This window comes from Serratia sp. (in: enterobacteria) (assembly GCF_046715635.1).
In the GTDB taxonomy this organism is placed as follows: Bacteria; Pseudomonadota; Gammaproteobacteria; order Enterobacterales; family Enterobacteriaceae; genus Chania.
This window is the reverse complement of the sequence record NZ_JBKJYW010000300.1, coordinates 1-12,531: the sequence shown is the minus strand read 5'-3', so window position 1 is coordinate 12,531 and position 12,531 is coordinate 1. Positions and strand designations below refer to the sequence as shown.

The window sequence follows — 12,531 nt, the reverse complement described above, 5'->3', positions numbered from 1 at the left end:
GTGCCGGACATAAACACTTCGTCCGCCAGATACAGAGACTCACGGGAAAGCACTTGCTCGCGCACTTCGAAGCCCATGTCTTTTGCCAGCTTGATGATCGCGTCACGCGTGATACCAGGCAGGGCAGAAGAGGTGAACGGTGGAGTAAACAGCACGCCGTCTTTCACTTCAAACAGGTTCTCGCCTGCGCCTTCGGAGATATAGCCGTGAACGTCCAGCGCGATGCCTTCCTGATAGCCGTGGCGGCGTGCTTCGCTGCCCACCAGCAGTGAGGAAAGGTAATTGCCCCCGGCTTTCGCCGCGGTAGGAATGGTGTTCGGTGCCACACGGTGCCAGGAAGAGACCATCGCATCGATACCTTGGTCCAGCGCTTCTTCACCCAGATACGCGCCCCAAGGAAACGCCGCGATAATCACGTCGGTTTTATAGCCAGCCGGTGGGTTAACGCCCATGCCAACATCACCAACAAACACCAAAGGACGAATATAAGCACTGACCAGATTGTTTTTACGCAGCGTGGCACGGCAGGCTTCCATCAGCTCATCGACGCTTTGCGTTACCGGCATCCGGTAAATTTTGGCTGAGTCATGCAGACGCTGCATATGTTCACGGTGGCGGAATACTACCGGACCTTGATGGGAGTCATAGCAGCGAACTCCTTCAAATACCGACGTCCCGTAGTGCAGCGCATGCGACATTACGTGAACCTTGGCATCGGCCCAGGGAACCATCTCACCATTGAACCAAATATAATCGGCTTTCTTCGTCATTATTCTGTTCCTTTTGCGCCATCAGGCGCGTATTTGTTGTGATGATTGTTGCTGGATCTCAACGCTGGAGACATCCATCAGTTTGCTTAACTGAGATGACAGTAAATCCACAGGGCGTTGGCTGGCAACGGTCAATTCAATATTTATATCGTCGCTATTGCTGCCCGAAGCCATATTCATAGCACAGACCTGGAAACCACGGTGACGGACAACGCGCAATACGCGCTCTAATATTTCAGGGCGGAAGCGGGCCTGGATCGAGAGTTGATGCTGCATCATGATACTTTCTCCAACATGGTTTCGTTGCCTGCGCCCGGCGGCACCAGCGGCCAGACGTTCTCGAGTTCATCAATGGAAACCTGCAGCAGATAAGGCCCTTCGCTGTTGAGCAAGGTATCGAGCGCGTCTGCGACCTGGTCTTTGCGGGTAATACGTTGGCCGGGGATGCCGAAGGCGCTGGCCAATATCAGGAAATCGGGGTTATCGGAGAGGTTGGTTTCGCTGTAACGGCCATCAAAGAACAGTTGCTGCCACTGGCGAACCATCCCCAAACGCTGGTTATCCAGTAACACGATTTTCAGCGGTAACTGTTTGCGTTTGATGGTGCCCAGCTCCTGCACGTTCATCATGAAGGAACCATCCCCGGACACGCAGATCACCATGTCCTCCGGGCGCGCCATCTGCGCCCCTACCGCTGCGGGGATACCGAAGCCCATCGTCCCCAGCCCGCTGGAGGTGATGAAGTTCTCTGGGCGTTCAAAGCTCATGTGCTGCGCTGTCCACATCTGGTGCTGGCCCACGTCGGTGGTTACTACGGTATTGGCCGGTTTGCGTTCAGAGAGTTGCTTGAGCAGCAACGGAGCATAGATCGGTTGGCCAGGATGGTCGTAACGCCAAGGGTGGGTTTCTTTCAGCTCCGCCACCCGTTGCAGCCAAGGGGCGATCTGCATCGGCTGTTGCAGAGCTGGCAGCAGGGTTCTCAGATCCCCTTGCAGGGCCACATGCGCCTGACGCAGCTTGCTCATTTCCGCCGGGTCGATATCCATGTGGATCACCTTGGCCTGCGGTGCGAAGGCATTCAGCTTGCCGGTTACCCGGTCGTCAAAACGCGCTCCCACGGCGATCAGCAAATCGCACTCCTGCACGGCGAAGTTGGCAGCTTTGGTGCCATGCATACCCAACATGCCGAGATAATACGGATGGTTGGCATCCGGTGCGCCCAGGCCTTTCAAGGTCGCCACGGTTGGGATCTGCGTCAGCTCGACAAATTCCCGTAATGCCGGGACTGCCTGCGCCATCCCTACGCCACCACCCACATACAGCATCGGCTTCTTCGCCTGTGCCAGCAGTTGCGCAGCCATAGCCAGCTCTGCTGTGGGATGTTCGAACTGATCTTCTACCGGCATCAGATGAGGAGGCAAATCACCCTGCGCCAGTTGGATGTCTTTCGGGATGTCGATCAGTACCGGGCCTGGGCGGCCGCTGGTGGCGATGGCAAAAGCCTCTGCCATGATCCCGGGCAGCGCTTCCAGCGACTCCACCAGGAAACTGTGTTTGGTACAGGCCAGAGACAGGCCCAGAACATCGATCTCCTGAAAAGCATCGGTACCGATAAGCGCAGAGCCGACCTGACCGGTGATCGCAACCACTGGCACCGAGTCCAGCAACGCATCCGCCAACCCGGTGATCAGGTTGGTCGCACCAGGGCCCGAAGTGGCGATACAGACGCCAACCTTGCCGCTGGAACGGGCATAGCCAATGGCCGCAATCGCCGCCCCCTGCTCATGACGACACAGCAGATGTTCAACCCCGCCGTCATACAACGCATCGTAGACCGGCATGATCGCACCACCGGGATAGCCGAATACCTTGTCTACCCCCTGCGCACGCAACGCTTGAACTACCCACTGAGCACCATTCATGGTTATTTCCCCGCCTTGTTGCGGGAAGTGCAGGATTTTATTCTGTTGGTCATTCTCTGCTCCTTGTTCACATTTTCTTGGCATAAAAAAACCCCCGGACCTTTTGGGTGCGGGGGTTATCTTGCGATTCCGGCTTGTTTTCTAAGCCTTTCTTCGTCCAAGTGCAGCCCCGCACGGTGGGATAATAATCACCACCACGCTAATCACGACTAGGCTAATCACTTGGGCTAGGGCTTTCATAATCGGTTTGTTCACTGTGCTCGTTTCGAACTAATGCCTACAGAGTTACCATAGCAGCCGGTAACCTGACAACACTTTTTTTGCGTTATTATTCTTCGCCACTGGGTCAAAGCTGCAACAAAGCGCATGAAATTCAAACGCTAACACCAGCACCAGGCGCTTTACTTTCCACCGCGATCGCTTTACCGCGCGTATCCTTGCCAAAATACACCAGCACCGCGATCACGATCGCCACCGTCCCGGCGATCATTGCCATCGCCAGACCGTAGTTTTGCCCATGATGTTCTGCAATCGTGGCCTGCAAAGTGGCATTCACCGAAGCAATCAGGTTACCCAGTTGGTAAACAAACCCCGGCAGCACCGCGCGGGTATTCGCTGGTACCAGTTCGTTGAGGTAGGTTGGGATCACCCCCCACGCGCCCTGCACCATGAATTGCATCATGAATGCCCCCAGCCCCAGCATCAGCGAACCGCTGGCGAATGCCCACAGCGGGATCACCGGTATCGCCAGTAGGGCAGCAATAATTATGGCTTTCTTACGACCAATTTTTTCCGACAGGGCACCAAAGAAAATACCGCCGATAATGGACGCGATATTGTAGCTAATGGCGATGATACTGACGGTTTTAGGATCGAAACCGTGCTGAATTTTCAGGAAAGCCGGATACATATCCTGGGTGCCGTGGGAGAAGAAATTAAACGCCGCCATCAGCAGCACCAGATAGATACACAGCTTCCAATGGCTCTTTAGGACTGGCAGCAAAGCGGAGCTTTCTTTACGTGCCCGCGCTGCAAGCCACACTGGGGACTCCTCAACACAGAAGTAGATAAACGGCAGCAACAGGATTGGCGCAGCCCCAATCACAAACATGCCGCGCCAACCAACCACTTCAAACAGCAAACCGTAGGCCACCGCCGCCAGCAGATAGCCAAACGGATACCCCGCCTGGAAGATACCGGACATCAGGCCGCGCGAACGGTCTGGGATACTTTCCATCGCCAGCGAAGAGGCCACGCCCCAGATGCCGCCCATCGCCACGCCGTAAAGCACACGCAGCAACAGGAAGACGGTCAAAGAAGGAGCGGCCGCCGAGAACAGCTCAAATACCGAGAAAAACACGATATTCAACATCAGGATCGGTTTACGACCGTACTTTTCCGCCGCACGGCCAAAGATCAGAGCACCAATCGGGCGTACCGCCAACGTCAGCAGGATCGCCAGGGTGACTTCTTCCATCCCCACCTGAAAAGCCTGAGCAATATCGCTGAGCAGGAAGACCAGCACGAAGAAATCGAAAGCGTCGAGCGTCCAGCTTGAAAAACTGGCAATTGCCGCATTGCGTTGCAGCGGAGTCCAACCAAACATAGTGTTATCCCTACCGTAGAGTACGAATCATCAGATTTAGCGGCGGCCGCAGCGGGTGCGGTAGCGGTCGGGGCTTTGTTAAAGAAGTGATTTTTATTTTAAACAATTGTTAAATACACCCATTAGCCCGGCTGTTGCAACTTGGTTAGCTTGCTAATTTGTTGCAACCTTGCGGTAATTGTTAATGGGTATTACAGCAAAATGCGTACCGGCTCGAAAAAATTTATAACCTGATGAAATAAAATAATTTTAATATTGTATCGCTACGCAAGTTGATGAAGCCTAGCGCGCGGCTATCGGGCAGTTCCCGCATCATGTTGCCTTCAGCGAGGAGAGCAATATGTCACTGGCGGTAATCTATACCCGTGCCACGATCGGCGTGCAGGCGCCATCGGTCATGGTTGAAGTCCATATCAGCAACGGATTACCCGGCCTCACGCTGGTCGGCCTGCCGGAAACTACGGTGAAAGAAGCCCGCGACCGGGTGCGCAGCGCACTGATCAACAACGGCTTCACCTTTCCGGCCAAACGTATCACCGTCAATCTGGCCCCGGCCGATCTGCCTAAGGAAGGGGGGCGTTACGATTTGCCCATTGCGCTAGCCATTCTGGCGGCCTCGGAGCAACTGCCCGCCGATAAGTTGGCGCACTATGAGTTTCTGGGTGAATTGGCGCTTTCCGGCGCATTGAGAGCGGTGCACGGTGCCATTCCGGCGGCAATAGCGGCTGCCGAGGCCAAACGTGAGCTGATCCTGGCGGCGGCCAACGGCAAAGAAGCTGGGTTGCTTCCCCACAGCACGACCCGAGTCGCGGAGCATTTGCTGGAGGTTTGCGCCTTTTTGCAGGGCAAGGGAGATCTGCCGATCGCCGTAGCGCCTCCTGCGGCTGCCACGTCAACGGAAACGGCCGATCTACAGGAGGTCATAGGCCAGGAGCAGGCAAAGCGAGCATTGGAAATTGCCGCGGCCGGGGGCCACAACCTATTGCTGCTTGGCCCACCGGGTACCGGCAAAACCATGCTGGCCAGCCGCCTCAACGGTTTGCTGCCGCCGTTAAGCGACCGGGAAGCGCTGGAAAGCGTCGCCGTTGCCAGCTTACTGCATCACCCTGATGAAACCCTGCCGTGGCGCCAGCGGCCGTTCCGCGCCCCACACCACAGCGCGTCGATGGCCGCCCTGGTTGGGGGCGGTTCCCTGCCACGGCCAGGGGAAATCTCCATGGCGCACAACGGTGTCTTGTTTCTGGATGAGTTGCCAGAATTTGAACGGCGAGTGTTGGATGCGCTGCGTGAGCCGCTGGAATCCGGTGAAATCGTCATCTCACGCGCTAGCGCCAAGGTACGCTTCCCTGCCAGGGTGCAACTGATTGCGGCGATGAACCCCAGCCCAACCGGGCACTATCAAGGAGTCCACAACCGCACGCCTCCACAGCAAATCTTGCGCTACCTCGGCAGGCTTTCCGGCCCCTTTCTCGATCGATTTGATTTGTCGATTGAGGTGCCACTGCTGCCACCGGGCGTGCTGGCCAAGCAGCAGCATGCGGGGGAAAGCAGCCAACAGGTACGCCAACGGGTGCTGGTGGCGCGCGAGCGACAGCTGGCACGGGCTGGTAAAGTGAATGCGCTGTTGAGTAACCGCGAGGTGGATCGGGATTGCCATTTGCCTGCAGCGGAAGCGGAGTTTTTGGAGAAAACGCTGAGCCAACTGGGATTATCGGTTCGAGCCTGGCATCGCATCCTGAAAGTGGCACGCACGCTGGCCGATTTGGCAGGGGAACAACAGATTGATAAACGTCATCTCAGCGAAGCGCTCAGCTATCGCAGTATGGATCGCCTACTGCTGCAGCTACACCGCAGCCTGGAATAAAAAATGGGGCCGAATGGCCCCATGATGATCAATCGTCGCTTTCAGTGTAGTCTTCTACCGCATCAGCCTGCGGCTTGCCACCTGACAGCGTATGGAATTTTTTCGGGCGGCGGGTGCGCGCCAGATATTTAGACCATACTTTTTCTTGCTCGGTCACCGGTTCACGCTCACCGCGACACACTGCAACGAACAGCTGCTCTTCTTCAGTGGCTGGCTGGCGTTTGCCGGCATCCAACTCGTTGAACGCATACCCGAAACGCTCTAGCAATTGCGCTTCTTTAATGGTGAAATCGCCGTGGCGGGAGAACCCGCGAGGATAGTTTTTATTATCAAAAAAACGACTGTTAGTGGTGAAGCTATCCGCCATCTGACACGCTCCTAATTCTCTCATGGCCGTGCTGTTTATGGCGCGGAGTATTAGATAGGCTTGACATCGTGTAAAACAAAACATTTAAATCTTAACGATAAAAAATTTTGGAGATAGGTGTGGATACCGAATTACTGAAAACCTTTTTGGAGGTCAGTAGAACAAGACACTTTGGCCGCGCAGCGGAATCCCTGTACTTAACGCAGTCTGCCGTGAGTTTCCGTATCCGCCAGCTAGAAACTCAATTAGGGGCGAATTTATTCACCCGCCACCGCAACAACATCCGCCTCACGCCAGCAGGAGAGAGGCTGTTGCCCTATGCCGAGAGCCTGATGAACACCTGGCAGTTGGCAAAGAAAGAGGTGGTGCGATCGCTACAGCACAGCGAACTTTCTATCGGTGCTACCGCGTCGCTATGGGAAGCTTACCTCACGCCCTGGCTACAATCGCTCTACCAGCAGCGGGAGGCCTTGCAGCTCGAAGCCAGGGTGGCACTGCGCCATTCTTTGGTGAAACAACTACATGAAAGACAGCTCGATTTGCTAATCACCACCGAGCCGCCAAAGATGGATGAGTTGGCCAGCCAGCTATTGGGTAACTTCTCGCTACGCCTGTTTTCCTCGTCAATTAGCGACAAACCAGCCCCAATGCCTTACATCAAACTGGAATGGGGTGCCGATTTTCACCAACAGGAAGCCCGCATGCTTGAGGGCGACAACATGCCCGTGCTGACCACCACTTCGGCACATCTGACGCGCCAATTGCTGGAAACGACCGGTGGCTGTGCATTTCTCCCCAGCCAGTGGGAAAAAGAGTACCCTCAGCTGATCGCCGTTGCTGACTCGCAGCCGATCATCCGCCCGCTTTATGCCGTCTGGCTGCAAAACAGCGACCAGCAGCCGTTAATCCGCCAACTGCTGAAAATACCTTTAAATACCACAACCTGAGCCGCTATGACGGCTTTAGGCGTGGATGCCGGGGTTTCGCCCGTCTGGTCTGCCAAAAGGCGCTCATCGCCTTCTGGAGGCCGATGAAGCAGAACAGCAGGATACCGATGACGATTTTGGTCCACCAGGAACTGAGCGATCCATCGAAAGTGATGTAACTCTGGATTAAGCCCTGGATAAGCACGCCAAACAAGGTGCCTAAAATGGTGCCGACGCCGCCGGTCAGCAACGTTCCCCCAATGACGACCGCCGCAATGGCATCCAGTTCAACACCGCTGGCAGCCAGCGCATAACCAGCGGAAGTGTATAGCGAGAAAATAATGCCGGAGAGAGCCGCCAGCGTGCTGGAAAGCATGTAAATCTGGATGGTTGTACGCCGTACTGGCACCCCCATCAGCCCAGCGGAGACCGGATTCCCCCCGATGGCATAGACGTTATGGCCAAAACGGGTGCGATGCGCCAGGATCATGCCAATCGCCACGACCAGCAGCATTACCAGCGCCAATAAGGTAAATCGGCCACCGCCGGGGACTTTCCAGGCATAGTTTGCCAGCGTGGCATACAACGGGTGATCGATCGGCAAAGACTCTTCTGACACGATAAAACTCATGCCGCGCACGAAGAACATCCCCGCGAGCGTGATGATAAATGCAGGTAATTTCAGCACGTCGATGATCCACCCCATCAGCGCACCAAATGAGGCCCCCATCAGCAAGGCAATGACAAATGCATAACCTGGAGCAATACCATAAGTGCCAATCAGCTTGGCCAGCAGTACGCCGGTAAAGGCGATCACCGAACCCACCGAAAGATCGATGCCCCCTGAAAGGATCACAAAGGTCATGCCCACGGCCACAATGCCGAGAAAGGCGTTATCGGTCAGCAGATCGCACCAGACGCGGGTGGAAGCAAAACTGGGGAATTGGCTAAGGCAAAAGGCGTAGCCTAGCAGGAAAACCGCAATAGTGATCAATAGGGGAAGGTTACGTTTCATCATGATTTACGTCTCCGCCACAGCCGCTGTAATGACACACTGGGGGATTGCACCAGCAATACGGCTAATACCACCACCGCTTTCAACACCAGGTTAAACTCCGGTTTATAGCCCGAAAGCAGAATTCCAGTATTCATACCCTGAATGATTAACGCCCCCACCACCGAGAGCAGCAGATTAAAACGCCCGCCCAGCAGTGACCCACCGCCAATCACCACGGCCAGGATCGCATCCAGTTCGAGCCACAAGCCCGCATTGTTGGCATCCGCACCGCGGATATCCGCCGTGACGATAACCCCTGCCACCGCCGCGCACAGGCCGCAAATGATATACACCGCAATGATCACCCAGCGAGTACTGACGCCAGCATTACGTGCCGAGCGTAAATTGATACCGACCGCCTCAATAAACAGCCCCAAGGCGGTTTTGCGGGTCACTAGCCAAATCAGCAGCAGCATGAGGGCGGCAATGATCACTGGCATCGGCAGATACATCAGCGCACCGCTACCAAGCTTGGCTAATCCTTCACTCTCAAAGGTGACGATTTGTCCTTCGGTAATCAACTGCGCGATACCGCGCCCAGCCACCATCAACATCAGAGTGGCGACGATCGGCTGGATTTGCAGCACCGCGACCAAAAAGCCGTTCCACAGGCCACATAACGCCCCCACTGCTAATGCGGCCCCCAGGATGTACGCCAATGGGTAGCCAGCGCTGGTCATGGTGGCGGCAGTCGCCCCGGCAATCGCCATCACCGCACCGACGGAGAGATCGATCCCACCGGTGGCGATCACTAGCGTCATACCCAAGGCAAGCAGTGCCACGGGGGCACCGCGATTAAAAATATCAATCACGCTGCCGAACAGGCGGCCATCCTGGATATGGATTGAAAAGAAATGGGGAGCGACCAGGCTATCGATAAGCAAAATTACCGCCAGTGCCCCCAACTGCGTCGCTCCGGCAGGCATTACCCACCTTACTTTGCGCGGTCCACCGGTCATGGGAAAACTCCTGTGGTTCATGCTGCCCCCTGTTGCACGGCAATGGCCTGCATAATGGCGGGAACCGTAATGGCATCATGCTCAAGCTGCGCCACATGTTTTCTATCGCGTAATACCACAATGCGATCGGCATAGCCTGCCAGCTCTTCCAACTCGGAGGAGATCACCAGCAGTGCCAACCCTTCATCACAAAGCCGTTCAATCAGGCGGATAATTTCCGCATGGGCCCCCACGTCAATGCCACGCGTTGGCTCATCCAGGATCAGGAAACGGGGTTTAGTCGCCAGCCAGCGGGAAAGCAGTACCTTCTGTTGGTTACCGCCGGAGAGGTACTGGATTTGCTGCTCCGGCCCCGGCGTGCGGATCCCCAGCAGTTTGATGAAATCCTCCGCAATTCGGGTTTGCTCGCGCAGCGGGAGAGGCCGTAACCAACCGCGCTGCGCCTGTAATGCCAGAATAATGTTTTCCCTTACCGTAGCTGCACCGACAATACCGTCGGTCTTACGATCCTCTGGGCAATAGCCAAATCCCAGGCTAGCCGCTTTACGGGGCGTTGGGATGGCCACCGTTTTGCCCTCAACCTTCGCTGTACCTTTATCCCGTGCCTTAATACCGAAGATCAGTTGTGCCGTTTCGGTACGCCCCGATCCCAATAGACCGGCCAGGCCGACAATTTCCCCTGGTCGTAGCGCCAGGTCAAAGGGCTCAACCATACCGCGTCGGCCATAACCGCTAAACTCCACCAACGGCGGAGCCTGTACCGCCTGATGTGCGCTGCGTTTAAGCAGTGTTTCATCAAAGCTGTGGCCAAGCATCATCTGCACCAACTCGAGCCGTGGCAGCTCGGCGGTGACACGGGTCCCGACCAGCTTGCCGTTACGCAACACCGTAATACGATCGCTGATGCGGTAAACCTGCTCGAGAAAATGGGTGACGAAGATCATCCCCATTCCCTGAGATCGCAGTTGGCTAAGAATATCCAGCAGCATGGTGACTTCCTTGGCATCCAGGCTAGCTGTGGGTTCATCCAGGATCAGCACCTTGGCGGAGAGATCGACGGCGCGAGCAATCGCGACAATTTGCTGAATGGCGATAGAGTAGTTGCCCAGCGGCTGGCTGACATCCAGCGGTAAGCCATAGCCTTCCAGCAGCTTACGGGCATTACGCAACATGGTTTTTTGATCGATCAGGCCAAAGCGGGTGGGTTCGCGGCCGATAAACAGATTGGCGGCCACCGAGATATTAGGCAGCAGGTTAACTTCCTGATAGACGGTGCCAATCCCCAACGATTGCGCCTGGGCCGTATTCTGCGGCGCAATCGCGGTGCCTTCTAGCCAGATCTCACCGGCGGAGCGTTTGTAAACACCGGTCAATGCCTTAATCAGCGTGGACTTGCCCGCGCCGTTTTCCCCAAGAAGCGCCACCACCTCACCGCGTTGTAGTGTGAAATCAACCTGCTCCAGCGCTTTTACACCTGGAAACTCCACGGATAACCCGTTTATCGCCAATAATGCTGCCTGAGGTGTGGCCATTATCTGCTCCGTCTGTTAACGATCAATATCCCATGCTTTTCTTCATATCGTATTCCTGTCTGGCAGTTTCAGGCTGCAGCAGTTTCGACTCGGTCTGGATAAATTTCTGTGGCTGTGTGCCGTCTTTTTTCAATGCAATCAAGGCATCAAACGCAGGTCCTGCCATATTTGGCGTCAGTTCAACCGTGGCGTTGGCTTCCCCTTCCATCATCGCTTTAAAGATATCCGGCACGCCGTCGATGGAAACAACCTTGATCTGTGAGCCCGGTTTGAGACCGGCTTCTTTGATCGCCTGGATGGCACCAATGGCCATATCGTCGTTATGTGCATAGACGGCACAGATGTTTTTGCCGTTCTGTTCAGCCTTGATAAAGCTTTCCATCACTTCTTTACCCTTGCTGCGAGTAAAGTCGCCAGACTGCGAGCGGATGATTTTGACGTTGTCGGCAGAGGCAATACCGTCCGCAAAGCCTTTCTTACGGTTAATGGCCACGCTGGACCCGACGGTGCCTTGTAGTTCCACCACGTTACAGGGCTTGCCTGCAACGGCTTTCACTAGCCATTCGCCTGCGACTTTCCCTTCATGAACACTGTCAGAGGCGACGGCAGCGGTATACAGCGAGGGATCGTTCACTTCGATCATACGATCCAGCAGGAAGACGGGAATTTTGGCCTCTTTCGCTTCCTGCAATACCGGAGTCCAACCGGTGGCCACCACCGGCGCAATGAAGATGGCGTCAACGCCCTGAGCAATAAAGGATCTCACCGCCTTGATCTGGTTTTCCTGCTTTTGCTGTGCATCGGCGATTTTCAGCGTAATACCCCGTTTTTCCGCCTCCTGCTTCGCCACTTTGGTTTCTGCCGAACGCCATCCTGATTCAGAACCAATCTGAGAAAAGCCGACAACCAAGGGGGCAGCCTGCGCCGCTCCCATCAACACACCGCTTACGGCGGCCGCTAACAGTAAACGCTTAACCATGTTTTTCTCCTCGCTCTGCCTGAATCGGTCAGACAGAGATGGCTGTGGGTATATTCGCTTTCATCGAGTGTGCCCAAAAAACTCGTGGGGCTTATAAGGTGTAGCTGAAATGCAGACGGGAATGATGAGCGCTATCACAGCACGGGATTACAACCATTTTGTGCATAGATACAGCTAGAAATGTCTAAATTGGGAACGATTTCGGCGGGAATTTTGTACGCGTTAGCGGGAGGACGGGCAATTTTAGGCGGGCAGAAAGCAAAAAAAACCCTTCGCTTTCGCAAAGGGTTTCTAATATGGCAGGGGCGGAGAGACTCGAACTCGCGACACCCGGTTTTGGAGACCGGTGCTCTACCAACTGAGCTACGCCCCTAAATTACGCTTAACATTATGCCTGCTAACAGTAGCAGGCATAATTTAAATAAGTGGCGGAACGGACGGGGCTCGAACCCGCGACCCCCTGCGTGACAGGCAGGTATTCTAACCAACTGAACTACCGCTCCACCGATTCTTTTACGTCGCATCTTTCGATGCTGGCAAAACCACCTT

The 12,531-nt window shown here is 55.3% G+C and carries 12 protein-coding genes and 2 tRNA genes; 2 read left to right on the top strand and 12 right to left on the bottom strand.

The window, feature by feature from the left end:
- The 5 genes from ACLQ7H_RS15620 to ACLQ7H_RS15600 form a co-directional block, all read right to left on the bottom strand.
- On the bottom strand, positions 1 to 770 hold a 770-nt coding region (locus ACLQ7H_RS15620), incomplete at its 3' end, for a branched-chain amino acid transaminase (RefSeq protein WP_411753474.1).
- 21 nt (positions 771 to 791) lie between these two features.
- Positions 792 to 1,049: an acetolactate synthase 2 small subunit gene (ilvM, locus tag ACLQ7H_RS15615; RefSeq protein ID WP_411753473.1), complete on the bottom strand. Its 258-nt coding sequence runs from the start codon at positions 1,047 to 1,049 to the stop codon at positions 792 to 794.
- Positions 1,046 to 2,692: an acetolactate synthase 2 catalytic subunit gene (ilvG, locus tag ACLQ7H_RS15610; protein ID WP_411753475.1), complete on the bottom strand. Its 1,647-nt coding sequence runs from the start codon at positions 2,690 to 2,692 to the stop codon at positions 1,046 to 1,048. Before ilvG ends, ilvM begins: the two co-directional genes overlap by 4 nt.
- Before the next feature lie 141 nt (positions 2,693 to 2,833).
- Positions 2,834 to 2,932, bottom strand: coding sequence for an ilv operon leader peptide (gene ilvL / locus ACLQ7H_RS15605; protein WP_071681478.1), 99 nt, complete (start codon positions 2,930 to 2,932; stop codon positions 2,834 to 2,836).
- A gap of 133 nt (positions 2,933 to 3,065) precedes the next feature.
- A complete protein-coding gene (locus tag ACLQ7H_RS15600; RefSeq protein WP_411753472.1) occupies positions 3,066 to 4,298 on the bottom strand; it encodes an MFS transporter in 1,233 nt (410 codons plus the stop codon).
- A gap of 340 nt (positions 4,299 to 4,638) precedes the next feature.
- Between ACLQ7H_RS15600 and ACLQ7H_RS15595 the strand changes: the two genes are divergently transcribed.
- On the top strand, positions 4,639 to 6,162 hold the full coding sequence (locus ACLQ7H_RS15595; RefSeq protein WP_411753471.1) for a YifB family Mg chelatase-like AAA ATPase: 1,524 nt from the start codon (positions 4,639 to 4,641) through the stop codon (positions 6,160 to 6,162).
- A 28-nt stretch (positions 6,163 to 6,190) separates the two neighbouring features.
- Here the strand turns inward: ACLQ7H_RS15595 and ACLQ7H_RS15590 are convergent, their stop codons facing one another.
- Positions 6,191 to 6,529 (bottom strand): DUF413 domain-containing protein, encoded by a 339-nt coding sequence (locus tag ACLQ7H_RS15590; RefSeq protein ID WP_021181829.1) that lies wholly within the window; start codon positions 6,527 to 6,529, stop codon positions 6,191 to 6,193.
- 119 nt (positions 6,530 to 6,648) lie between these two features.
- On the opposite strand from ACLQ7H_RS15590, the gene hdfR reads away from it, so the two are divergent.
- The gene (gene hdfR / locus ACLQ7H_RS15585) at positions 6,649 to 7,476 is read left to right on the top strand and encodes an HTH-type transcriptional regulator HdfR (protein WP_411753470.1); all 828 of its coding nucleotides are present in this window, start codon (positions 6,649 to 6,651) and stop codon (positions 7,474 to 7,476) included.
- Between the two features lie 4 nt (positions 7,477 to 7,480).
- Here hdfR and yjfF read toward each other — a convergent pair whose 3' ends face one another.
- From yjfF to ACLQ7H_RS15555, 6 genes are all read right to left on the bottom strand, one after another.
- Positions 7,481 to 8,473 carry a galactofuranose ABC transporter, permease protein YjfF gene (yjfF, locus tag ACLQ7H_RS15580; protein ID WP_059199402.1) on the bottom strand — a complete coding sequence of 331 codons (993 nt, stop codon included), beginning with the start codon at positions 8,471 to 8,473 and terminating at the stop codon, positions 7,481 to 7,483.
- The gene (gene ytfT / locus ACLQ7H_RS15575; protein WP_411753469.1) at positions 8,470 to 9,492 is read right to left on the bottom strand and encodes a galactofuranose ABC transporter, ATP-binding protein YtfT; all 1,023 of its coding nucleotides are present in this window, start codon (positions 9,490 to 9,492) and stop codon (positions 8,470 to 8,472) included. Before ytfT ends, yjfF begins: the two co-directional genes overlap by 4 nt.
- Positions 9,489 to 11,003, bottom strand: coding sequence for a galactofuranose ABC transporter, ATP-binding protein YtfR (ytfR, locus tag ACLQ7H_RS15570; RefSeq protein WP_411753468.1), 1,515 nt, complete (start codon positions 11,001 to 11,003; stop codon positions 9,489 to 9,491). Before ytfR ends, ytfT begins: the two co-directional genes overlap by 4 nt.
- 22 nt (positions 11,004 to 11,025) lie before the next feature.
- Complete coding sequence (gene ytfQ / locus ACLQ7H_RS15565; protein WP_121608339.1) at positions 11,026 to 11,982, bottom strand: galactofuranose ABC transporter, galactofuranose-binding protein YtfQ; 957 nt, start codon at positions 11,980 to 11,982, stop codon at positions 11,026 to 11,028.
- A gap of 297 nt (positions 11,983 to 12,279) precedes the next feature.
- Positions 12,280 to 12,355 (bottom strand) — tRNA-Trp (locus ACLQ7H_RS15560).
- Between the two features lie 53 nt (positions 12,356 to 12,408).
- Positions 12,409 to 12,485 (bottom strand) — tRNA-Asp (locus tag ACLQ7H_RS15555).
- Positions 12,486 to 12,531: the final 46 nt, after the last annotated feature.

What these genes read in the sequence shown, in the direction of transcription:
- ytfR (WP_411753468.1), bottom strand. Translation starts at nt 11,003, where the DNA reads ATGGCCACACCTCAGGCAGCATTATTGGCGATAAACGGGTTATCCGTG.
- yjfF (WP_059199402.1), bottom strand. Translation starts at nt 8,473, where the DNA reads ATGATGAAACGTAACCTTCCCCTATTGATCACTATTGCGGTTTTCCTG.
- ilvL (WP_071681478.1), bottom strand. Translation starts at nt 2,932, where the DNA reads ATGAAAGCCCTAGCCCAAGTGATTAGCCTAGTCGTGATTAGCGTGGTG.
- ytfQ (WP_121608339.1), bottom strand. Translation starts at nt 11,982, where the DNA reads ATGGTTAAGCGTTTACTGTTAGCGGCCGCCGTAAGCGGTGTGTTGATG.
- ACLQ7H_RS15590 (WP_021181829.1), bottom strand. Translation starts at nt 6,529, where the DNA reads ATGGCGGATAGCTTCACCACTAACAGTCGTTTTTTTGATAATAAAAAC.
- ACLQ7H_RS15600 (WP_411753472.1), bottom strand. Translation starts at nt 4,298, where the DNA reads ATGTTTGGTTGGACTCCGCTGCAACGCAATGCGGCAATTGCCAGTTTT.
- ilvG (WP_411753475.1), bottom strand. Translation starts at nt 2,692, where the DNA reads ATGAATGGTGCTCAGTGGGTAGTTCAAGCGTTGCGTGCGCAGGGGGTA.
- ACLQ7H_RS15595 (WP_411753471.1), top strand. Translation starts at nt 4,639, where the DNA reads ATGTCACTGGCGGTAATCTATACCCGTGCCACGATCGGCGTGCAGGCG.
- ilvM (WP_411753473.1), bottom strand. Translation starts at nt 1,049, where the DNA reads ATGATGCAGCATCAACTCTCGATCCAGGCCCGCTTCCGCCCTGAAATA.
- ytfT (WP_411753469.1), bottom strand. Translation starts at nt 9,492, where the DNA reads ATGAACCACAGGAGTTTTCCCATGACCGGTGGACCGCGCAAAGTAAGG.